The organism is Neorhizobium sp. R1-B, assembly GCF_004368875.1.
Classification (GTDB): Bacteria; Pseudomonadota; Alphaproteobacteria; order Rhizobiales; family Rhizobiaceae; genus Neorhizobium; species Neorhizobium huautlense.
Genome location: NZ_SOEM01000004.1, coordinates 73866 through 95330, shown reverse-complemented (window position 1 = coordinate 95330; position 21465 = coordinate 73866). Strand labels below are relative to the sequence as shown.

The 21465-nt window shown below is 61.0% G+C and carries 19 protein-coding genes; 11 read left to right on the top strand and 8 right to left on the bottom strand.

The window, feature by feature from the left end; genetic code table 11:
• Positions 1-29 precede the first annotated feature (29 nt).
• The 8 genes from EDE05_RS07520 to EDE05_RS07485 all read left to right on the top strand — a co-directional run bounded on the left by EDE05_RS07520 (position 30) and on the right by EDE05_RS07485 (position 10387).
• Positions 30-986 (top strand): TAXI family TRAP transporter solute-binding subunit, encoded by a 957-nt coding sequence (locus EDE05_RS07520; RefSeq protein WP_105372921.1) that lies wholly within the window; start codon positions 30-32, stop codon positions 984-986.
• Positions 983-2935 carry a TRAP transporter fused permease subunit gene (locus EDE05_RS07515; RefSeq protein ID WP_245505088.1) on the top strand — a complete coding sequence of 651 codons (1953 nt, stop codon included), beginning with the start codon at positions 983-985 and terminating at the stop codon, positions 2933-2935. Before EDE05_RS07520 ends, EDE05_RS07515 begins: the two co-directional genes overlap by 4 nt.
• Positions 2932-3711, top strand: coding sequence for an IclR family transcriptional regulator (locus EDE05_RS07510; protein ID WP_132409535.1), 780 nt, complete (start codon positions 2932-2934; stop codon positions 3709-3711). Before EDE05_RS07515 ends, EDE05_RS07510 begins: the two co-directional genes overlap by 4 nt.
• 167 nt (positions 3712-3878) lie before the next feature.
• Positions 3879-4895 (top strand): amidohydrolase family protein, encoded by a 1017-nt coding sequence (locus EDE05_RS07505; protein ID WP_105372833.1) that lies wholly within the window; start codon positions 3879-3881, stop codon positions 4893-4895.
• Between the two features lie 11 nt (positions 4896-4906).
• Positions 4907-6346 (top strand): aldehyde dehydrogenase family protein, encoded by a 1440-nt coding sequence (locus tag EDE05_RS07500; protein ID WP_134100628.1) that lies wholly within the window; start codon positions 4907-4909, stop codon positions 6344-6346.
• A gap of 33 nt (positions 6347-6379) precedes the next feature.
• Positions 6380-8041 (top strand): FAD-dependent monooxygenase, encoded by a 1662-nt coding sequence (locus tag EDE05_RS07495; protein WP_132409539.1) that lies wholly within the window; start codon positions 6380-6382, stop codon positions 8039-8041.
• Between the two features lie 86 nt (positions 8042-8127).
• Positions 8128-9117 (top strand): AraC family transcriptional regulator, encoded by a 990-nt coding sequence (locus EDE05_RS07490; RefSeq protein ID WP_134100624.1) that lies wholly within the window; start codon positions 8128-8130, stop codon positions 9115-9117.
• A gap of 61 nt (positions 9118-9178) precedes the next feature.
• Positions 9179-10387 carry an MFS transporter gene (locus EDE05_RS07485; RefSeq protein WP_132409543.1) on the top strand — a complete coding sequence of 403 codons (1209 nt, stop codon included), beginning with the start codon at positions 9179-9181 and terminating at the stop codon, positions 10385-10387.
• 77 nt (positions 10388-10464) lie between these two features.
• Here the strand turns inward: EDE05_RS07485 and EDE05_RS07480 are convergent, their stop codons facing one another.
• Positions 10465-11145 carry a DUF2161 domain-containing phosphodiesterase gene (locus EDE05_RS07480; RefSeq protein ID WP_132409545.1) on the bottom strand — a complete coding sequence of 227 codons (681 nt, stop codon included), beginning with the start codon at positions 11143-11145 and terminating at the stop codon, positions 10465-10467.
• Between the two features lie 160 nt (positions 11146-11305).
• Between EDE05_RS07480 and EDE05_RS07475 the strand changes: the two genes are divergently transcribed.
• Positions 11306-12541, top strand: coding sequence for a glycosyltransferase (locus tag EDE05_RS07475; RefSeq protein WP_132409547.1), 1236 nt, complete (start codon positions 11306-11308; stop codon positions 12539-12541).
• A gap of 163 nt (positions 12542-12704) precedes the next feature.
• Here EDE05_RS07475 and ugpC read toward each other — a convergent pair whose 3' ends face one another.
• The 7 genes from ugpC to EDE05_RS07440 all read right to left on the bottom strand — a co-directional run bounded on the left by ugpC (position 12705) and on the right by EDE05_RS07440 (position 19180).
• Positions 12705-13826: a sn-glycerol-3-phosphate ABC transporter ATP-binding protein UgpC gene (ugpC, locus tag EDE05_RS07470; protein ID WP_132409549.1), complete on the bottom strand. Its 1122-nt coding sequence runs from the start codon at positions 13824-13826 to the stop codon at positions 12705-12707.
• A gap of 23 nt (positions 13827-13849) precedes the next feature.
• Positions 13850-14230 (bottom strand): cupin domain-containing protein, encoded by a 381-nt coding sequence (locus EDE05_RS07465; RefSeq protein WP_105372840.1) that lies wholly within the window; start codon positions 14228-14230, stop codon positions 13850-13852.
• A 14-nt stretch (positions 14231-14244) separates the two neighbouring features.
• Positions 14245-15336 carry a Gfo/Idh/MocA family oxidoreductase gene (locus tag EDE05_RS07460; protein ID WP_132409551.1) on the bottom strand — a complete coding sequence of 364 codons (1092 nt, stop codon included), beginning with the start codon at positions 15334-15336 and terminating at the stop codon, positions 14245-14247.
• A 2-nt stretch (positions 15337-15338) separates the two neighbouring features.
• On the bottom strand, positions 15339-16166 hold the full coding sequence (locus tag EDE05_RS07455) for a carbohydrate ABC transporter permease (protein ID WP_112799601.1): 828 nt from the start codon (positions 16164-16166) through the stop codon (positions 15339-15341).
• On the bottom strand, positions 16163-17173 hold the full coding sequence (locus EDE05_RS07450; protein ID WP_245505082.1) for a sugar ABC transporter permease: 1011 nt from the start codon (positions 17171-17173) through the stop codon (positions 16163-16165). The genes EDE05_RS07455 and EDE05_RS07450 overlap by 4 nt, the downstream gene beginning before the upstream one ends.
• Before the next feature lies 1 nt (position 17174).
• Positions 17175-18428: an extracellular solute-binding protein gene (locus tag EDE05_RS07445; protein WP_132409553.1), complete on the bottom strand. Its 1254-nt coding sequence runs from the start codon at positions 18426-18428 to the stop codon at positions 17175-17177.
• 86 nt (positions 18429-18514) lie between these two features.
• Positions 18515-19180, bottom strand: a complete 666-nt coding sequence (locus EDE05_RS07440) for a GntR family transcriptional regulator (RefSeq protein ID WP_132409555.1) — start codon at positions 19178-19180, stop codon at positions 18515-18517.
• Between the two features lie 133 nt (positions 19181-19313).
• Between EDE05_RS07440 and EDE05_RS07435 the strand changes: the two genes are divergently transcribed.
• Positions 19314-20510 carry a Tm-1-like ATP-binding domain-containing protein gene (locus tag EDE05_RS07435; protein WP_132409557.1) on the top strand — a complete coding sequence of 399 codons (1197 nt, stop codon included), beginning with the start codon at positions 19314-19316 and terminating at the stop codon, positions 20508-20510.
• Between the two features lie 9 nt (positions 20511-20519).
• A complete protein-coding gene (locus EDE05_RS07430) occupies positions 20520-21356 on the top strand; it encodes a phosphoenolpyruvate hydrolase family protein (protein WP_132409559.1) in 837 nt (278 codons plus the stop codon).
• Positions 21357-21465: the final 109 nt, after the last annotated feature.

Here is a 21465-nt window from a genome sequence, read left to right as displayed (position 1 = left end):
TGGAGGAAACAAGCGGAGGAGAGAAAATCATGAAGCAGCAGTTGTTTGCCGCCGCTCTGGCGGCTGGACTCGTCATGTTCGGCAGTGCGTCCGCCCAGACCGTCGGTATCGCAACTTCAAATCCCGGCTCGATTTTCCACAATATCGGTACGGCGGTGGCGAAGGCGGCCAACGACGCGGGATTGAATGCGACAATCCAGCCAGCAACCAGCCCGAACCAATACATGCCGCTGGTCAATCAAAACGACGTCGAATTCGGTGTCGGCAATCTGGAGGAGTTCAATAATGCCCTGAAAGGCGAGGCCTGGTTTTCCGGCAGCGTCAACGAAAACCTTCGTATTGTCGGGCTCATCATGCCGATCAAGGAAGCGATCTTCGTGCGGGCCGACAGCGACATAAAGACAATCGCCGACCTTAAGGGCAAGCCTATGGTCGACGGTTATACGGCGCAACAGACGATCCTGCCGCAGCTCGACGCCATCTATGCGACCGCCGGGTTGACGCGTGCGGATATGCGGCCTGTTCAGGTCCCGAGCGTCGTGGCAGGCGCAGATGCATTTATCTCTGGCCAGAGCGCCGGCTTCATCTTCGCCCATGGCGCAGGCAAGGTGCGCGAGGCTGACGCCGCCGTGGGCGGTCTAAGGGCGCTGACTATACCGGACACGGAGGAAGCGAAGGCCGCCATCCGAAAGCATTGGAAGTCAGGATATGTCGTGAAGATGGAGCCCGGCCCGGCCACTCCGGGCGTACGCGAAGCCGGCACCTACATCGCCTATCCGCAGCTTGTCTTCACAAACTCCGCCGCAGACGAGGAAGCCGTCTATAAAATGACGAAGATCCTTTATGAGAGCAAGGAAGCGATGAAAGCCGCCTTTCCGCCCTTCGGCGAATTCCAGCCCAAGAACATGGTGGGCGAGACCGCGCCGGGAGAATATCATCCGGGCGCTATCCGCTTCTACAAGGAAGTCGGGCTTTGGAAAGAGTGACCGCCATGGACGCGGAACGCACGAGGGAGCCCGATTTCGGCGTTCCCGCCCGCCTATGGAGACCTGTGGCTGCTGCGCTTGCCGCAGCCGTCACCCTATCGGCGATGGCGTGGTCTCTGGACGTGCCCCGGATGATGGGCGTCTCCTATTATCCGCAGCAGTTCCTCGCCGTCATCCTGGCGTTGACCCTGCCCCTCGCATTCATGCTCTATCGGCCTGATCGCGAGAAACGGACAGATCAGGCGTTGCCCTGGTATGACGTCGCCGGCGCGATCCTCAGCCTCACAGCCTGCGCCTATATCGCCATCAACTATGCTACGGTGGTGAATTTCGTATTCACCCGTCCGATCGAGGCTTGGCTGCCAGGTATTATCCTGCTGGTGCTGCTTCTCGAGGGTTTGCGGCGATCCACGGGCTGGGTTCTCGTCGTCATCATGATCGTATTCCTGCTCTATGCGATGTTCGGAAACATCGTTCCGGGGCGATTGGCAGGCCGTCCGCAGGACTGGCAGAAGCTTGCAGGCTACATGGCCTACGATGTCAATGGCGTTTTCGGATTGTCCCTCTCCGTCGGCGCCACGATCGTGGTGGCCTTTATATTCTTCGGCGCGCTCTTGGGAGCAACCGGCGGCGCAAAATTCTTCACGGATGCTGCGCTCCTCTCAATGGGGCGCTATCGCGGCGGCTCGATGAAGATCGCCGTCGTGGCGTCGGGCCTGTTCGGCTCGATCTCCGGCTCCGCTGTCGCCAATGTCGTAGCAACGGGCGTTGTCACTATCCCCATGATCAAACGTGACAAATATCCCGCGCACAAGGCTGGCGCCATCGAGGCGGTGGCTTCAACCGGCGGACAGCTGATGCCGCCCGTCATGGGCGCTGCTGCCTTTCTGATGGCCGAATTCCTGCAGGTACCTTATGCAGACGTGGCGCTCGCGGCTCTTGTCCCGGCCCTGCTCTACTATGGCGCATTGTTCATCCAGGCCGACCTCGAAGCGGCCAAACTAGGTATCAAAAGCGCTCCGGAGGATCAGATCCCTAGCCGCCGTACGATCATGGGCGGCCTCCACTTCCTGATCGCCTTCGGATTGCTGATCTATGCGCTCTTTGGAATGAACTGGCTCCCAGAACGCGCTGCCTTCCTTGCCTGCGCCAGTGTCGTGGCGACAGCCGCCGTCTTCGGTTACGACGGCATGCGTGCATCCGTCCGCCAACTCCTCGACACAATCGTGGAAACAGGGGAATCCGTCGTCGAGATCATCGTCATCTCGGCCGCCGCCGGTATTGTTATCGGCGTGATGAATATCACGGGCCTAAGTTTCAATCTCACCTACGCTCTCGTGCAGCTCGGCGGCGGCAGCGCGATCGTCCTGCTGCTGATGTCCGCCATCGTCTGCATAATCCTCGGCATGGGCCTACCAACGCTGGCCGTTTACGTACTGCTGGCTTCGCTGGTTGCACCCGCGCTGGTCGAGGTCGGCTTGCATCCGATGGCGGCCCACCTCTTCGTTCTATACTTCGGCATGATGTCGATGATCACGCCCCCGATTGCGCTCGCTTCCTTCGCCGCAGCCAGCATCGCCAAAGCTGATCCGATCAAGACTGGGCTTGCCTCGTGCAAGTTCGGCTGGATCGCTTTCGTGATCCCGTTCATGTTCGCCTACTCCCCCAGCTTGCTGCTGATCGGAGAGACTGGCGAGGTGGCGTGGGCGGTCCTTACCGCGACGTTCGGCATGTGGCTGGTGTCGGCAGCACTCGCCGGTTACTTCGCGAGCCGCTTATCTACGTTGATGCGGATCGTTTTCGCCGTCTCTGGCATCCTTTCGCTCATCCCCGCAGGCGCATTCCCGGGAGCGATCTACACCGATGCCGTGGGACTTGTGGTAGGGATACCCGCGATGATATTCGCCTATGTCACCGGGAGAAAAGTGGTGGAGCATGCAATAACTTGACGACAAAGGCGATCAATAGTCTCGAACGTCTGCAGGCCGTTCTGGAGGTCTTCAGCGAAGATCGCCTCGAATGGACGCCGGAAGAAATGATGGAGGTGTTGGGCTATAGCCGCCCCACCCTCTATCGCTATCTCAAGATCCTGAAATCGGCGGGGCTTCTCACCTCAATGCCGAACACGGGTTTCACGCTCGGGCCGAAGATCGTTGAACTGGACTATCTCCTGAGGAAGTCCGACACACTGATCTTGAATGGCGCCCCACATCTCGAGAATCTCACTTCGCGATACAGCTGTACCGCATTGGTCGTGCGTTGGTACGGCGAAAAGATCCTTTGTGTCGATTCGCGCAGTTCGGTGAAGAACCCCGTCAGTTCCTATCCCCGCGGCCGTCCGATGCCCTTGAGCCGCGGCGCGATCGGGCGCTCGATCATGGCCTTTCTTCCCAAGCGGCATCTCGTGCCGCTGATCGAAAGGGCAATGGCGGACATGAAGGCAGTCGGCCTAGGAAGCACTATAGAAGAAGTACTGGAAAGCCTAAAACGGGTCAAAAAGGCGGGGTTTGCGGTTGCCTATGGCGAGGTGACGCCAGGCGTAGTCGGAATAGCCGCCCCCGTCTTCGATGCAGGCCGGAGCCCGATTGCAAGCGTTTGCGTCACCATTTCCGGCAGCCTCGTCAACGGCACGACGATTGACGAGATCGGGCAGCACGTTCGCCGTTCAGGCAGCGAGATCAGCGCTGCACTGGCATCCCACCGACATCAGGCTACCACGCAATAAATCTCATATAGAGAGAAAATGTGTTGACTTGACTTTCCCGCCCCAGCATCTTGGGGGCCAAGGGAGGAGGAGCTGTGTCGACGTCGCAACGGCAGGCTCCCCATTTGGAAAAGGATCTGGCGAGTATGCCCGCCGGCGCCTGCAGGACGGCTAGGAGGAGGTCTCCCATGAAGAAGATCGACATTTTCAATCACATCTGGCCGAAGCCCTTCTTCGACGCGCTGATCGACCATATCGGCGCGATGACGGACATCACCATGCGTTCCGGCGCCGTGCCTATGATGACGGAGCTCGACCGGCGTTTTGAGGTGATGGATATGTTCGGAGAGGACTACCAGCAGGTCCTGTCGCTCGCCTCACCTCCGCTAGAAAAGCTCGCCGGGCCGGAAAAGGCGCTCGATCTCAGCCGGATCGGCTCGGATTCCATGGCCGAACTCTGCCTGAAATACCCGGAACGCTTTCCCGCCTTCATCGGCACCGCAGCACTCAGCAATCCTGACACGGCCGTGGCTGAGGCCAAGCGCGCGATCGAGGAACTCGGTGCCGTTGGCATGCAGATCTTCACCAATGTCGGCGGCAAGCCGCTGGACCTGCCGGAATTCGGGCCATTCTTCGAGTATATGGCCTCCGCCGGCAAACCGGTCTGGTTGCACCCTGCGCGCGGCGAAAACTTTCCCGATTATCTCAGCGAAAAACGCTCCGAGTACGAGATCTGGTGGACCTTCGGCTGGCCCTACGAGACCTCTGCGGCAATGGCGCGCCTGGTCTTCTCCGGCCTCTTCGACAAATATCCGGGCCTCAAGGTCATCACCCATCACGCCGGCGGCATGATCCCCTTCTTCGAAGGTCGGGTCGGCCCCGGCTGGGACCAGATGGGCAAGCGCACGACGGATCGCGATCTCGCTGCGGTCCGCCGCTCGCTCAAGCGGCCGCACCTTGAATATTTCAAGGACTTCTACGCCGATACGGCAAGCTTCGGATCCCGCATGGCGATCAAGCACGCGATCGAGTTCTTTGGCGAGGACCACGTACTCTTTGCGTCCGATGCCCCCTTCGATCCCGAGGGCGGTCCGATGTACATCCGCGAGACGATCCGCATCCTGGAGGAACTGGACGTCTCGGACGAGGTGCGGCGCAAGCTCTTCCAGGACAATGCCGTCGCGTTGCTCGGCCTCAACATCTGATGGAGTTCACGATGCTGGCGGAACTTGGGAGAGCCGACAACTACATCAATGGCGAATGGATCGCCGACGGCGGAACTGCCGAAAGCACCAACCCGGCCGACGGCAGCGTTCTCGGCCATTACGTGCCGGGCACCAGGGCTCTCGCCGATCAGGCCGTGGCCGTTGCGCGCCAGACCTTTGACCAGACCGACTGGGCCTCCTCCCCTCGCCTGCGCGCGGCGGTGCTGTTCGAATTCGCCGACCGGCTGGAAGCCGCGCGCGACGAGATCGCCGACCTCATCGTCGCCGAAAACGGCAAGCTGAGGCGCGAAGCGCTCGGGGAAACGATCGGCGCGATCTCGGAGGCCCGCTATTACGGCGGCCTTGCGCGCACCATCCTTGGCCGCACGATCGAAACCGCGCCGGGCAATTTCTCGATGATGAACCGCGAAGCCGCCGGCGTCGCAGCAATCATTGTCCCCTGGAACGCCCCGGTTACGCTTCTGGTCCGCTCGCTTGGTCCGGCACTCGCAGCCGGCTGCACGACCGTTATCAAGCCCGCACCACAGACACCACTCATTCACCAGCGCGTCATGCAATGCCTTCACGACTGCCCCTCCCTGCCGAAGGGCGTGGTCAATTCGGTAAACGAGAACGGCACCGAAGTAGGCGAAGCGCTGGTTGCTTCCGACGACGTAGACGTCATCAGCTTCACTGGCTCGAGCGCCACGGGCAAGCGCATCATGGCTGGCGCGGCGCCCACCTTGAAGCGTCTGTCGCTTGAACTGGGCGGAAAAGCTCCGGCTGTGGTCTTCGATGACGCCGATCTCGATCAGGCCGTGCGCGAGCTGACGAGCGGTTCGCTGATGATGGCGGGGCAGATCTGCGTCGCTGCCGCGCGTTTTCTCGTGCACAAATCGATCGAGCAGGAGTTCACCGCAAGGATGAAGGCCGCCTTTTCCGCCGTTCGCACCGGGCCGGGAGCCGATCCGCAGAGCCAGATGGGATCGCTGATAGATCTGCCTAACCAGAAGCGTGTTGCCTCCATCATCGAGCAAGCGGCGGACGAGGGAGAGCTTGTCCTGCGCGGCGAGCCGCTCGGCCAAGGCGCCTTCATGACGCCCAGTCTCTTCCGCATCGATAACCTTCAATCGGAACTGGTGCAGGAAGAGTTGTTCGGCCCGATCGTGTCAATCGAGGGCTTCGAGGACGAAAAGGAGGCAGTCGCGAAGGCCAATGCCACCCATTACGGTCTGGCAGCCAGCCTCTTCACCCGCGACCTCAACCGCGCGACCCGCGTTTCCCGTGCCATTCGTGCCGGCACAGTCTGGCTCAACTGCCACGGCCGGCTTTTTGCCGAGGGCGAAACCGGCGGCTATCGCCATTCGGGTCTTGGGCGGCTTCATGGACCGGAGGGCCTCAACGATTTTCTCGAGACCAAGCACGTCTACCTCGAGGCCGGCGCCGTCTGATTGCGGCAACTCCTGAGCGACAGGTATTTGGAAATGCAGAAGAAAACGGCAGACGTTGTCATTGTCGGTGGCGGTCCGGTTGGTACGGGCCTGGCGATCGAGCTCGGTCAGCGGGGCATCCACACCATCCTGGTCGAACGCTACCCCTCTCCCCAACAGGTGCCCAAAGGTCAGAACCTGACGCAGCGGACGATGGAGCACTTCCACTTCTGGGGGGCGGAGAAACAGTTGCGCGCCGCCCGCACCGTGCCAAAGGAATATGGGATCGGCGGCCTCACCGCCTATGGTTCATTGCTCGGCGATTATCACTACGATTGGCTCCAGCGCGAACTGGTCCGCCCCTACTATTTCACCGAGAACGAACGCCTGCCGCAGTACCGCACGGAGGAGGTCCTGCGCGAACGGGTGCGGGAGTTGCCAGCGGTGGAGCTCTTCTATGGCTGGACCGGCGAGGACGTGAGGCAGGACGAGGACGGGGTGACGGTCACGATCACCAGCCGTGACGGAAGCGAACAGCGCAGTCTCAGCGCCGCCTATGCCGTGGGCTGCGACGGCAGTCGATCCGTTATCCGCGAAAAGGCAGGCATCACCCAGACCAAATCCGACCACGACCGGCTGATGGTGCTACTGGTGTTCCGCTCGACCGGGCTTCACGAACTCCTGAAGCGTTTTCCAGGCAAGTCCTTCTACAATGTCCTGCATCCGGACCTGAAGGGCTATTGGCAGTTCTTCGGCCGCGTGGACCTCGGCAAAACCTGGTTCTTTCACGCGCCGGTACCGCCTGGAACCACAAAGGAAAACTTCGACTTCGCCAACTATCTCCACCGGGCCGTCGGAGCGGAATTCGACATAGAATTCGAGCATGTTGGTTTTTGGGATCTGCGGATCGCGACCGCCGACAGCTATCGCAATGGCCGGATCTTTATCGCGGGTGACGCGGCCCATAGCCACCCGCCCTATGGTGGCTACGGGATCAATACCGGTTTCGAGGATGCCCGAAATCTCGGCTGGAAGCTTGCAGCCACGCTACAGGGCTGGGGTGGAGAACGCCTGCTCGACAGCTATGATATGGAACGCCGGCCGGTCTTCATATCCACTGCCCGCGATTTTATCGGGAAGGCGATCGAGAGCGACAGGGCTTTCCTGGAGGCATTCGACCCTGCCCGCGACCGTCCGGCATTCGAGGCGGAATGGCAGGCACGGGGATCCGGGGCGCGTGCGGAAGTGAATGCTTTCGAGCCCAACTACCGGGGCTCTCCTGTCATCTGGAGTGATTTCGAGGGCATGCCGAATGCCATCGGTGGCCACGAACTGCGCGCCAAAGCCGGACATCACCTGCCTCCTCAGATGCTGTCCTCAGGCCGCAATATCTACGAAGAACTCGGCCCCGGTTTCACGCTGCTCGCATTCAAAGCCAGTCCTGCTCTTTTAGATGATTTCAGGATTGGCGCGGAACGCCTGGATCTACCACTCAAGATCGTCACAGATGACAGCGATGAGGCCAGATCCGCTTACAAAGCGCGTTATGTGCTTGTTCGACCCGATCAATTTGTCGCCTGGGCCAAGGAAGATGAGACATCTTCTGCACTATCAATTCTTCTTCGTTGCCAAGGTCGATCAGAAACATACGATATGACCCGGCATTTGAAGAGAAGCGAAGCGGACGCTCTCAAGACGCTCAATCCAGACGCCTGACTGGCGACGATTTCGCGAAAAGCAACGCAGAAAGCTCGCCAAGGTTTGGACTTGCAAGCCGGACGCTCTGCACCTAAATTTGCCAAATGCTTGATCATTTGTCCCGGCCGCCGTCGCCTTCACACATTCCGATGGATGCACTAAGCGAAGTGCTGCAAGACTTTCGCTTGAGTGGGGTGAATTATGGGCGCTGCGAACTCCGGCATCCATGGAGCATCGCCTTTACGCAACAGCAGCTGCTTCGTTTTCACTTTGTCAGCCAGGGTCCATGCTGGATTCATACCGAAGCCCAGGGATGGCAGGAGTTGAATGAAGGCGATCTGATGCTGCTGCCGCAAGGCATCGCGCATCGATTGGCCAGCGCACCGGATGTTGTCGGCGATTCACTCAAAAGTTGCCAGGTGACCAAGTTGGGGAGCAACGTCTGCGAAGTGGTGCAGCAAGGAACGGGTGCGACCAGCACCCTCTTCTGCGGCTCCATGGTTTTGGGGGCGAATGCACTTAATCCCTTGATTGCTTTGATGCCGCCAATGATCAAAGGCTGCGATGTGGCTGGCAATGATCCCATTGTTGGCCCCCTGCTTGCAGCTATGACGGCGGAAGCTGCACAGCCTCAAATGGGCAGCGCCACCGTCTTGTCACGTATGGCGGACCTGCTCGTTGCGCGGCTTATCCGCTGCTGGGTCAATTGCAGCGGAGCCTCGACTACCGGCTGGCTCGCCGCCATCCGCGATCCTCATATCGGCCGCGTTCTGGTAGCGATGCACCGAGACCCCGGCCATGACTGGACTCTCGAAAGTCTCGCTGGCGTGGCAGGCCAATCGCGATCCGTCTTTGCTGAACGCTTCAGCGCTGTTTTAGGGGAAGGCGCGGCGCGTTATCTCGCGCGTCTACGTATGCAGCTCGCCCGCGAATTGTTGGGCCAAAACGGCCTGTCGGTTGCCGAGGTTGCCTCGCGTCTGGGCTATGAATCCGAGGCTTCCTTCGCTCGTGCGTTCAAGCGCCTCACGAGCGTCTCACCAGGCCTTGTGCGTCGCACAAGTTCCGGACGAATTGATATGGATTTCGGATTTTAAGCTACATATCATCCTAAAGGGTTCGGTTATGAAATTTCCCTTGAGCTAAAGGGATATCTCAATGACGGACACAATTTCACAGCTTGAATCCACCACGATGGACCTTGATGCCGCCGAGCCAGTCGCATGGAGCGGGGCCACCTGGTTCGCCGTTCTTTCGATGGCGGCTACCAGCTTTGCTCTGGTATCGGCCGAATTCCTGCCGGCGGGTCTGTTGACGCCCATGGCGCGCGATCTCGGCATTACCGAGGGAACGGCCGGACAGGTCGTCACCGCCACGGCTTCCGTCGGCGCGGTGACGGCGCTCCTGAGCAATGTTCTCATAGGCAAATTGAACCGCAAGACGGTGCTGGTCGGCCTAAGTGCGCTGGCGATCGGTTCCAATATTCTTGCCGCGCTGGCGACCGATTTCTGGCTGTTGTTGTTGGGCCGGGCCGGGTTGGGCATCGCGCTTAGCGGCTTTTGGGCGCTTTCGGTCGCGGTCGTGGCGAGACTGGTGGGCGCCAATGCGACGGGTCGGGGCATGGCCATCGTCACCCTCGGCGTCTCGCTCGCCACCATAGCTGCACCATCAATGGGCGCCTTGATCAGCGACTGGCTGGGCTGGCGCAGCGCCATGGCTATGACAGCGGGGCTTGCCGCGCTGGCCATGCTGCTGCAGGTACTCAGCCTGCCAACGCTGCCTGCAAATACAAGCAACAGTCTCGCCGATGTTTTCCGGCTGACACGCCGGCGTGGCGTTCAATTGGGAATGCTGGCCATCCTTTTGCTGATGACGGGGCATTTTGCTGGCTCGGTTTATGTGCGTCCCTTCCTCGAACAAGTGACGCTCCTTGAAACCGGACCGATTGCCTTGGCGCTGCTCGGTTTTGGCATTGCCGCTGTGATCGGTAACATTGCCGGTGGCCGACTGGCGGACGCCAACATCCACATGGCACTCGCAGTCACCGCCGTGTTGATGGCGTTTGCGGCGCTCGCATTGGTGCTTTGGGGCGCCCATATTGGCGTTGCCTTCAGCTTCGTCACGCTCTGGGGCTTCGCCTTCGGCATGGCGCCGGTGGTACTGCCTACCAATCTTTCCCGCGAGGCACCCGACGCTCTGGAGGCAGCGGGAAGCCTGATGGTCGTCTCTTTCCAGGTGGCCATCAGTATCGGAGCGGTTTTCGGGGGTTACGTTGTGGACCACTATGGCGCTATGGGGCCCTTGGTCCTTACCGCCGTCCTGGCCGCATCGACGGTCGCCTTGGCGCTGCTGCAGCCCCGCAGCTGATCTTGCTTCTGGATGAGTAAAGAGTGGGCGGTGCTTCCTCACGTGACGGACAGCATCGCCCAGGCGCCCGAGGCAAATCAAGCCGGTACGGCCGTTGTTGACTGCATGTCCTGCTGCGGCCATCGCTGCAGCGCCTCCCGCCCAGCGTCGGTCAAGCCGTAAACGCCTCTATCGAGCCGTTCAAACCAGCCATAGACATTCGAAAGCAGGATTTTTCCGGCATCCGGTATGCCGGATTTGATTTCACGCACACGCAGCGGTCCTGATGCCAACGCTGCTGCACAACCGAGCGCCTGCTGGCGGTACGCGGTCATGACGGGCGCGCGCGTGCTCCCGCCTACTGCCGGGTCGCCGCGCCGCCTCTGGTGTTCGCGCATCAGCTTCGAACGCCGTTTCGGATTGGTGCGCGGCATTGGCGATATGGAGCCGACGATAACGCTGACGTCACCGGCATCGGAAATGCCGAGCATGCCGATTCCGAGCCTGCGGCAGAGATCGCGGTAGCGCTTGTCCGCCTCGCGACCTTTGCCCTTGGCCGATACTCGCGCCGCGATCCAGACCTCGTCAGCAACAGCTGCGCGATCGACGGCTTGCAGTATGAGCTCCAGGTTGAAGCTCAATTTTAACTCGCAGATCACCACAACAGCCGGATCACTGTCGCTCAAGCCGACGAGATCGCAGCCGCCAACCTCGCCCTTGACGACGTAACCTGCCTGTTCGAGAAAGCCTTTGACGGGCAGATAAAGCGAAGTTTCCATATGCCTGCGGGATTAAGCGGAGGTTCACTCCATACCTACATCGATTTGTCCCTCCAGGACACCGCTTCAATGGCGGCAACATCGTTGTTTCGAGACGTGGTCTCGTTATTCTGCGTGCGCACGTTAAATACGCTGCACATCAAGGGTGGCGAGGGATAACATGCGTGTTGCGATCCATACTTACGGCACGCGCGGCGACGTCCAGCCATTTGTCGCCTTTGCTCTGGCATTGCGGTCAGCCGGACACGATGTCCAGCTTGCCGGACCCGTTCAATATGCTTCGCTCGCCAAAGATCGGGAGATTGCATATGTGGCCCTGCCAGGAGACCTGGTGGCACTTATCGACACGCCCGAGGGGAAAGCAGCGATTGAAGGGGGCGAGGGTTTTGCAGCGGGTCTCAGACTGCTCAAAAATATCCGCCCATTGATCGAAGGTCTTCTTCTTGCAGAATGGGAAGCGGCTCGGGATTTCCGTCCGGATGCTATCGTCTACCATCCGAAGTCGCTGGCCGCGCTTCATATAGCAGAACAGCTTGGCTCGATCCCAATCCTCGCTGCGCCGTTGCCCGTCCTGACGCCTACGTCAGCCTTTCCCAGCCCCATTCTTCCTTTCCGCTCTCTGGGCCCATTAAACAGGCTCAGCCACAGGGCCGTCGCATGGGGCAGCCAGCGTCTGTTCGCCAGAACGGTTTCAAAGTGGCGCCACCAGCATCTGAGTTTGCTCCCGGACAGTCCGCAAACACTCCGCCCAAAGGCAACCCTATACTCATATAGTCGCCACATAATTCCCATTCCCGCCGACTGGGACAAAGATGTTCATGTAACCGGTCCCTGGTTCCTCGAAAGACCAGACTGGGCGATGCCGTCCACGCTGCAGGATTTTATCGCTGGTGGGAGCGCCCCGGTCTATGTTGGGTTCGGCAGCATGCCGGCAATGTCGTCTGGAACGCTGACCGAAGCAATCGTCGGAGCTCTTCGCCTGACCGGCCGGCGCGGCCTTCTGTTGAGCGGAGGGGGCGCGATCTCCCCTTCGTTGCAGGATCCTGACCTCTATGTCCTCCAAGATGCACCGCACGATCGCATTCTACCGTTCGCGCATTCGGCTCTGCATCACGGTGGCGCCGGAACGACTATGGCATCAGCGAAGGCAGGCATCCCCTGCGCCATATGTCCGTTCTTCGGCGATCAGCCATTCTGGGCGCGCCGGATGTACGATCTCGGCGTCTCTCCGCCCCCGTTGTCAAGGAAGCGCATCACGACAGACGCAATAGCCGGCGCAATCGACGCGATGGACGCTCCTTTGCTTCGCGATCGCGCCGCCTCGCTGGGCGAGCAGGTCAGGCAGGAGGAAGGGCTGAAGTCGGCGGTTGCGCTGCTGGAGCGATACTGCCTTTGACGCCTTTGGGACGGAGATCTGGCTCCGCTTGCCAGACCTGGTTGGGCGGCGTGTTTCGCCGGCCTGATCGGCGCCTGCTCATGCCGCGCCGCATAAGGCCACCTCCGTAGGCAAGGTGATCGATGCTCAGCGCCTGCCTGCAAGACAGTTACCTGCGAGACGACTACGAACCTGCGCCAACCCGATCAACGATACGCGTGGCAGTGTTTTGTGTTGCCTGAAGGCGCCGGCCGGTCGCAGCGTCGAAAAGGTGAATGTCTGTTGCATTGACATCAAGGAATATCGTCTCACCAGGGCGCAGCGCGACGCGCTCGCGCAGCAGCACGGTTAAATCTTGCTCTTCCACCCGGACGATGACCTGCGTTTCCGATCCGGTTGGCTCAACCACGGCGACGCGCGCGGGAATGCCCCCTTGCGCCACGATAGAAAGTTTTTCCGGCCGGACGCCGTAAATCAGTTCGCGATCTCCGCAGAGCGGCGTCCGCTCCGCTGGCAGCGGTAGCGGGACGCCGGCCGTCGTGCGAAACGTCCTGGGACCGTCGGCTTGTACGCGGCCTTTGATCAGGTTCATGGCGGGCATGCCGATGAAGCCGGCAACGAAGGTGGTGGCGGGATTGTCGTAAATGTCGAGCGGTGTGCCGACCTGCTCGACAATGCCATCGCGCATGACGACGATACGGTCCGCCATCGTCATCGCCTCCGTCTGATCGTGAGTAACATAGACCGTCGTGATCTTCAGTCGCTGGTGCAGTTCCTTGATTTCCGCCCGCATCGCGACCCTGAGCTTTGCGTCGAGATTGGAGAGCGGCTCGTCGAACAGGAAGACCTTGGGATCGCGCACGATGGCCCGGCCCATGGCCACGCGTTGGCGCTGACCGCCGGAGAGGTGGCGCGGATGGCGGTCGAGATAAGACTCAAGCGCCAGGACCTTTGCCGCATTGTCGACCCTCCGCGCGATCTCGTCCTTGGCCACGCCACGTAGCTTCAGCGAAAAACCCATGTTTTCCGCGACGGTGAGATGGGGATAGAGAGCATAATTCTGGAACACCATCGCAATGTCGCGATCCTTGGACCTGAGGCCGTTGACCACGGCTCCCCCGATCAAGAGCCGACCGTCGCTGATCGATTCCAGCCCGGCTATCATTCTGAGCAGGGTGGATTTTCCGCAGCCCGAGGGGCCGACCAGAATGATGAATTCGCCGTCTTCGATGGCGACGTCCACTCCGTGGATGACCGGAAGGCTGCCGTAGCTCTTCCTGATATTCTGCAATCCTATCGAAGCCATGTCTCTCCTCCCCCGACAGGCCCTCAGGCCGTGCCCTCGCCTTCGTGGTTCACGGCCGTGCGCTGCCCGGACGAAAACATGATGAGCGCAAACAGCGGTTCGGAGCCGAGCGCCCGCGCCCAGTGGTGGATGTTGCGGGGAATGCGAATGGCATCGCCCTGATGGAGCAGGTAGAGCGCGTCGCCGAGCTTGTGCTCGCAACTGCCGGAGATGACATAGAGGATTTCCTCGCAATCGGGATGGGAATGCAGCTGGTTGCGTTCGCCGGGATTGATGCGGCAGGTGCCGAAGGTCATTTCCGCGCCCGGCGTGCCTTCCCCGGTGATCTTCCAGTTCAATTCGCCCCAGGATGTCGGCACGAACTCGCCGCCCGCCTTCCTGAAAATGATGTCGCTTTCGGTCATATGCGGCTCCCGGATCAAAGATTTGTCGTGACGCCTGCATCGGCGCTTCGGTAGAATGCGAAAAGTTTCATGATCTCGCGGGCAACCTCGAGCGTGCCCTTCGTGATCGGGCGACCGGACTGGATCGCATCCGTCAGGTGCAGGATCTCCGGCACGTATCCGAGATAGAAGAGATTGTTGTTGTAGAGTTGCCCCAGCGAGTGTTCCGGCTCGTAGACAAGGGCAGCATTGGCATCGGGCTGGATGAAGCTCGCCGCCCGGCCGTAGCTTGGCAATGCGGCCTTGCGAAAATAGGTTAGCTTGCTGCCGTTCTCGACAACGGCATTTGCACCCTCGCCGATGATCTCGACCCGCTCGAACATGCTGCCGCCGGACTGGCCCGCCGCTAAATGCAGCGTGCCGATCGCGCCCGATCGAAATCTCATGTTGGTGACCGTTGCCCCGGTGCCAGGCTCCCACTCGTAGCTCGCACGCTCGATCTCTCCGCCGAGGAAGTTGAGAATGGATCCGGGATGATAGATGTGGTCGAGGAAGCTCTGCATCTTGACCAGGTCGCCGCGCTCGGTGGGCGCCGGCAGGCTCTGGGGGTAGCGCACGTTAATGGAGGTCAGTCTGCCGAATTCGGGCGAACCGACCAGATCCTTCAGCTTTTCGATCGTCGGGAAGAAGGTCTTCTTGAGGCCCGTCATGACCATGCGGCCGGCGGCGGCACTGGCGGACATCAGCCGCTCGATTTCCTCGGCGCTCGCTGCCGTCGGCTTTTCCATCCAGACATGGCAACCCGCCTTCAGCGCATCCAGCGCAAGGTCGGTTGCCTGCACCCGACCATCTGGATGATACGCCGTGACCAGGAATACCAGGTCGGGCTTTTCCTTCGCCAGCATCTCGTGATGATCGCTATAGGCCATTTCCGCACCGAACAGCTTGGCGAACTTGGCTGCGCGCGCGATGTCGAGGTCGCAGATGCCGAGCAGTTCGACCGGTGCATAGCGCAGGGCCGGATAGACATTGCGATAGGCATGGCCGCCGGCGCCGATGAAGCAGGCCTTGATGTGGTTGTCGAATTCGAAATTGTAGCGGATTTCCCGCTGGACATGATGTGACATGGTCAGCCCTTGATTGCACCCTGCGTCAGGCCCTCGGTGAAGCGGCGCTGCATTAGGATGTAAAGAATGATGATAGGCAGGAAGGAAATGACGGTGCCGGAAAACACCAGCCGGTATTCGGAAGCGTAAGTGCTGGCGAACCTGACCAAGCCGAGCGGAAGCGTCTGCACCTCGGGACTGATCAGCACGATCAGCGGCAGGAAGAAATCGTTCCAGGTGGATAGCGCGCTGATGATGATCAGCGCCTGGATCGCCGGCGTCGAGATCGGCAGAAGCACCTTGGTCAGGATCTGCAGATGCGATGCCCCGTCGATCTTGGCGGCCTCGACGAGTTCGTCCGGCACGCTGATGAAGAAGCTGCGCATCAGGAAGATGCCGAAAGGAATGCCGCTGCTCACCTGCGCCAGCACGATGCCCGACAGCGTGTTCACCAGGTTAAGGCCGAATAGCACCTGATAGAGCGGGATGACAACGGCCTGGACCGGAATCGTCAGCCCCAGGATGAAGGTGTAGAAAAGCCATTCCCGGCCCGGAAAGCGGATCTTTGCCAGGGCATAGCCGGCGGGCGCGCAGGTCAGCAGCGACAGGATCACGACGCCGGCGAGATTGAGCAGGCTGTTGCCGACCAGCTCGCCGAAGCCGCCGATTTGCCAGGCATCCTGGTAGTTGCGCCACATCAGATCGGCGGGCCAGGCATAGGGATCGGCCTGCCCGATCTCAGCCTCGGTCTTGAGGCTCGACACAATCAGCCAGGCAAAGGGAGCCAGGATGAGAAGCATGACGGGCGCCAGGCCGAGCACGACGGGCCATTCGCGGTGACGGGTGCTCATCGGGAAAGCCTCGCGCGCCAACGGTTGAAGACAAGGGTGATGGCGATCGCCAGCAGGCTGAGCAGTATACAGAGCACGGCCGCCCTCCCGTGATCCTGAGACTGGAAGGCGAGCCGGTAGATATAGGTGGTGATCAGCTCGCTCTGGTAGAACGGCCCGCCATTGGTCATGACGAAGACGGTAGCGAAGCCTTTCAAGCCGTTGATCATGGCCAGAGAAATAACGAAGGTGGTTACCTCCCTAAGTCCCGGCAACGTTACATATACGAGCTTTTGCCAGCTCGAGGCGCCGTCGACCTCCGCCGCATCGTAGAGCGAGTGGTCGATATTCTGCAGGCCGGCGATGAACAGCAGCATATAGAGGCCGAACCCCTGCCACGAGCTCGCGACATTGACGGAAAACAGCACCAGGGCGGGATCGGAGAGCCATCCTTGGGTGAAGGCGCCCAGACCCAGCTCCGTCAGCGCAGTGTTGAGAAGGCCGTAGAACGGGTCGTAGATATTTGCCCAGATGACCCCGACCACGGCCAGCGACACCAGATGCGGCAGGAAGAACGCCGTCCGGAAAAACACCTGCGTGACCTTCAGCCGGCTGATGGCGAGAGCCAGCGCCAGCCCGAGGCCGCCGGCCAGCACCACATGGTAGATCAGCCACAGGAACGTATGCCACAGGCTCTGCCAGACGATAGGATCGGCCGCCGTCGCCACATAATTGTCGAGGCCGACGAAGCTGGACGCCGCGTTGAAACCGGCCGAACTGTTGAAGCTCAGCCAGAAGGTGGCCGCAATCGGCAGCAGGCTGAACACCGCGTAGAGAGCCAGGGCAGGCGCCATCAGCCACATCGCGCTGCGGGCATCGTGGCTGTCGGAGTTGCCGCAACTGTCTTCCTTACCCGCTGACCTGGCAGGATGATGCCGGGATTGGGTGGCACCTGCTGGCCTCGGCCCGTCGACAGGGGTGCCAAGGGGAGCAGCAGCGCTGCTCCCGGGCGTTTGACGGATGACCACGCTATTTCGCCTCTGCCATTTTTGCCTGGAGCTGCCGCATTCCGGCCTCGCCGGTGATCTGCCCGGAGATCAGTCCCTGGATTACCTGGAAATAAGTGTCGAGCACCGTGGCGGGCAGGTAGACGCTGGGATTGTAGCCAACGCCGCCGGCTGCGACCGCGAAGATTTCCTTGAGCACGGGGGTCGGCGGCTCGACGCCGGTGAGTTCGCGGGGATAGATCATGGTGCTGGCCGGCGCCTGGGCACGCTTCTTCATGACGGCATCGGACAGCATGAAGTCGATCCATTTCATCGCGAGATCAGGCTGCCTGGAATTGACCGGCACGAGCCAGCTCCAGCCGACGCCGCCGGTCGGGATCGCCTCGCCAGGCAGATCGGAGGGCATAGGCGCATAGCCGGCATTAGCAAGGTCATATCCGGCCTTGCGCGCATTGGCGGTGAACCAGGGACCGGCGACGAACATGGCGGCGCGCTTGTTGAACCACAGCCGCGAGGCACCGTCGAGATCGAGACCCGCCATCTCCTTCTTGATGAAACCGGCCTCGACCAACTTCTGCAGCCGCACGGCACCGGCAGCGATCTTCGGATCGTCCCAGGCGATTTCCTTACGCAATGCCTTGCCGATGGCTTCCTTGCCGCTGGCCGACTGCAACAGGTTGCCGAACAGGTGGCCGGCACTGCCTGTTGTGCGCGGGCCGATGGCGATCGGCTGCAGGCCCTTGGCCTCGATGGCCGCCAGCAGGGTTTCGAACTCCTTCCAGGTGGCTGGGATCTTCCAGCCGGCCTGAGCGAAGATGTCCTTGTGATACCAGATGCCCAGCGCATCGAGGCCGTCGGGCACCTCGTAGATCTCTCCGCCGAATTGGCCTTTCAGCTCCGCATAGAGCCAGGGATAGATCTGGTCCTTCCACCCGCGCTTCTCGTATTGTTCGGTCAGCGGCATAACCTGCTTGGCATTCTTGACGATGCTGATGCGGCCGATGCCGGAGTTGGTGAGGATGACGTCCGGCCCGGCATCGGACTGGATAGCGGACTGCACGGCGCCGTTGCTGATCGTGCCGGTCGGCGGCATGAACTCCACCGTCACGCCGGGATTGGCCTTTTCGAAATCCGCTTTGATGCCGTTCCAGAGTTCGGCAACCAGCGGCTCGGTGATCTGCTCCGGCCCCCACATTTTCAGCGTCTGCGCATTGGCCACGGCACCGCCGGCGAAAATGGCGAGCGCGGCCACACCGGCTGCAAGAAATTTCAGCATTGTTTCCTCCTCTTGAGCGGCCACGCCATGGACCGCCTCCCGTTTTGCTGGAAAAGGGGAACCTCCCTCCCCTTCCCGTCGCCCGGCTAGGTCGCCGGGCTTTCCTTCCTGAAGCGCGCGAGCACCGCCTGCTGCACGTCGCTGATATGCGCATGCATCAGCGCCTTCGCCTGCGGGATGTCCCGGGTCCTGAACGCCTGCAGGATCTGATCGCGCTCCTGCGCGGCCCGTTCGGCAAACTCCTTGCTTTCATTGGCGATGGCGCGGCAGATCTGGATTTGCAGGGCCAGCCGCGAGAGCGTTTCGATGAGAGGCGCGCTGCCCGACAACTCGGCGATGGTCTCGTGGAACTCCCGGTCGCGGGCGCCATAGGTCTCAAGGTCGCCCCGCCGCAGCGCCGCCACGGCCTCGTCCAGGATGCGCTCGAAGCCGGCAATGTGGGCGTCGCTCATCTGCGGCACCGCCAGTTCGACGGCAAAGCATTCCAGCGTCTTGCGCAACTCGTAGAGATCGCTGACTTCCTTGCGGCTGAAGCTCCTGACGAAGAAGCCGCGATAGGGTTTGATCTCGATCAGGCCCTCCTTGGCGAGCGTGCCGATCGCCTCGCGGAACGGTGTGCGGCTCACCTGGAGCCGCTCCGTCAAAAGCTTCTCATCGATCGACACGCCGCTCGGCAACTCTCCCGATACGATCAGGCGAACGATCTCCTCATAGATCCGCTCGCGGAGGGTCTGGTGTTGCGGAGCATTCATGGCGTCATTTCCGTCTGGATTTCGATGATTAAGTATGCAATATCCAAAATAATATACAATATGCAAAATGCGGGTTTGCGAAAAATTCCGCGCCGTTGGTGGGGAGGCGGCGCCGAAAACGGGAGGAAAAATTATGAAAAAGGTTTATATCGTCGGCACTTGCGACACCAAGTTCGCCGAGCTGGACTATGCGCGGAGCGCTACCAGGCAGGCCGGCGCAGAGGCGGTGCTGGTCGATGTGGGCACCCAAAGTTCCCATCCCGGCGCCGACATCGCCGCCAGAGAAGTGGCGGCAAACCACCCCTCGGGTGCGGCTGCGGTACTCAGCCAGGCCGATCGCGGCAAGGCGATATCGGCCATGGCCGAGGCGCTCACAGTCTTCCTTCAGGAACGCAACGATATCGGCGCCGTCCTCGGCCTTGGCGGCACCGGCAATACAGTGCTCGTGACCCGAGTCATGCGCGACCTGCCCGTGGGTGTGCCGAAGCTCATGGTATCAACGGTGGCCTCCGGCAACGTCGCCCCCTATGTGGGGCCAAATGACATTGCGATGATGTATTCCGTCGTCGACATCGCCGGCCTCAATGCCATATCCCGCAAGGTGATCGGCAATGCCGCGCATGCGGCGGCCGGCATGGTGCTCCATCCACCTGTTCTGTCGGCAGATGACCAGCCGGGCGTCGGCATGACGATGTTCGGTGTGACGACCGCCTGCATCACGCAACTAAGGGATATGCTGGACGACGCTTACGAGCTGTTCGTCTTCCATGCCACCGGCGTCGGCGGCCAATCGATGGAGAAGCTGGTCGATTCAGGCCTGTTGCAGGCGGTCATCGATGTCACAACGACGGAAGTGCCAGACCTTCTGGTCGGAGGCGTCTTTCCCGCCACCGAGGACCGTTTCGGCGCGATCATCCGCACGAAAATTCCTTATGTCGGTTCGGTCGGGGCCGTGGACATGGTGAATTTCGGTGCGAAGGAGACCGTGCCTGCTGCATTCCGCGACCGCAGGCTGCATGTGCACAATGCCCAGGTGACCCTGATGCGCACCACGCCGGGGGAGAACCGGCGGATCGGTGCATTCATCGTCGAGAGGCTGAACCGCATGGAGGGCCCGGTCCGTTTCCTGCTGCCATTGCAGGGCGTATCTGCGATCGACGCGCCGGGACAGCCGTTTCACGATCCGGCAGCCGACGAAGCCCTGTTTTCGACCATCCGCGCCGGCTGGAAGGCGGCTCCGAACCGGCAGTTGATCGAACTCGACGCCCATATCAACAGCCCCGAATTCGCAGCGGCGCTCGCGGCCAATTTCCACGCCATCACTGCCTGAGGAAAAATCATGACACGCCATTCACGCAACGACATCCTGGACCGCCTGCGCCGCAAGATCGCCGAGGGCCGACCAATCATCGGCGGCGGCGCCGGCACGGGCCTTTCCGCCAAGAGCGAGGAGGCGGGCGGCATCGACCTGATCGTGATCTACAATTCCGGCCGCTATCGTATGGCGGGCCGCGGCTCGCTTGCTGGCCTGCTGGCCTATGGCAACGCCAATGATATCGTGCGCGACATGGGGCGCGAGGTGCTCCCTGTGGTACGCCACACACCGGTGCTAGCCGGCGTCAACGGAACCGACCCTTTCATGCTGCCCGACCTGTTCCTGGACGAGTTGAAGGCCATGGGATTTGCCGGCATCCAGAACTTCCCTACGGTTGGCCTGATCGATGGCACGTTCCGCACCAATCTCGAGGAGACCGGCATGAGCTTCGACCTGGAGATCGACATCATCGCGCGCGCCCATGCCAAGGACATGCTGACGACACCCTATGTCTTCAGTGGCAAGGATGCCGTCGCCATGGCTGAGGCCGGTGCGGATATCGTGGTGTGCCACCTGGGCCTTACGACCGGCGGCGCGATCGGGGCTGAAACTGCCGTGACGCTCGACGAATGCGTCGAGCGGATCGACGCCTGGGCGGACGCGGCGCGATCGGTGCGGGAAGATGTCATCGTCCTTTGCCACGGAGGTCCGATCGCCATGCCTGATGATGCGGCCTATGTGCTCTCCCGATGCAAGGGATGCGATGGCTTCTATGGTGCAAGCTCGATGGAGCGGTTGCCGACGGAACTGGCGATCAAGGCCCAGATAGAGGCTTTCAGCAGTCTCCCCGGTATACGATAAGGATACGCGGCGATGGCGGCACCGTTATTACTTCAGGCCCTGGACACGCACACCGCCATCCCGGCAACCTCCGGGCCAGCCATGGCCCCACTGCCTTTCAACGGCGGCT

Bases quoted from the DNA above. Each gene is read 5' to 3' on its own strand.
- EDE05_RS07520 (WP_105372921.1), top strand. From the start codon at position 30: ATGAAGCAGCAGTTGTTTGCCGCCGCTCTGGCGGCTGGACTCGTCATG.
- EDE05_RS07505 (WP_105372833.1), top strand. From the start codon at position 3,879: ATGAAGAAGATCGACATTTTCAATCACATCTGGCCGAAGCCCTTCTTC.
- EDE05_RS07500 (WP_134100628.1), top strand. From the start codon at position 4,907: ATGCTGGCGGAACTTGGGAGAGCCGACAACTACATCAATGGCGAATGG.
- EDE05_RS07495 (WP_132409539.1), top strand. From the start codon at position 6,380: ATGCAGAAGAAAACGGCAGACGTTGTCATTGTCGGTGGCGGTCCGGTT.
- EDE05_RS07490 (WP_134100624.1), top strand. From the start codon at position 8,128: ATGCTTGATCATTTGTCCCGGCCGCCGTCGCCTTCACACATTCCGATG.
- EDE05_RS07485 (WP_132409543.1), top strand. From the start codon at position 9,179: ATGACGGACACAATTTCACAGCTTGAATCCACCACGATGGACCTTGAT.
- EDE05_RS07480 (WP_132409545.1), bottom strand. From the start codon at position 11,145: ATGGAAACTTCGCTTTATCTGCCCGTCAAAGGCTTTCTCGAACAGGCA.
- EDE05_RS07475 (WP_132409547.1), top strand. From the start codon at position 11,306: ATGCGTGTTGCGATCCATACTTACGGCACGCGCGGCGACGTCCAGCCA.
- ugpC (WP_132409549.1), bottom strand. From the start codon at position 13,826: ATGGCTTCGATAGGATTGCAGAATATCAGGAAGAGCTACGGCAGCCTT.
- EDE05_RS07465 (WP_105372840.1), bottom strand. From the start codon at position 14,230: ATGACCGAAAGCGACATCATTTTCAGGAAGGCGGGCGGCGAGTTCGTG.
- EDE05_RS07460 (WP_132409551.1), bottom strand. From the start codon at position 15,336: ATGTCACATCATGTCCAGCGGGAAATCCGCTACAATTTCGAATTCGAC.
- EDE05_RS07455 (WP_112799601.1), bottom strand. From the start codon at position 16,166: ATGAGCACCCGTCACCGCGAATGGCCCGTCGTGCTCGGCCTGGCGCCC.
- EDE05_RS07445 (WP_132409553.1), bottom strand. From the start codon at position 18,428: ATGCTGAAATTTCTTGCAGCCGGTGTGGCCGCGCTCGCCATTTTCGCC.
- EDE05_RS07440 (WP_132409555.1), bottom strand. From the start codon at position 19,180: ATGAATGCTCCGCAACACCAGACCCTCCGCGAGCGGATCTATGAGGAG.
- EDE05_RS07435 (WP_132409557.1), top strand. From the start codon at position 19,314: ATGAAAAAGGTTTATATCGTCGGCACTTGCGACACCAAGTTCGCCGAG.
- EDE05_RS07430 (WP_132409559.1), top strand. From the start codon at position 20,520: ATGACACGCCATTCACGCAACGACATCCTGGACCGCCTGCGCCGCAAG.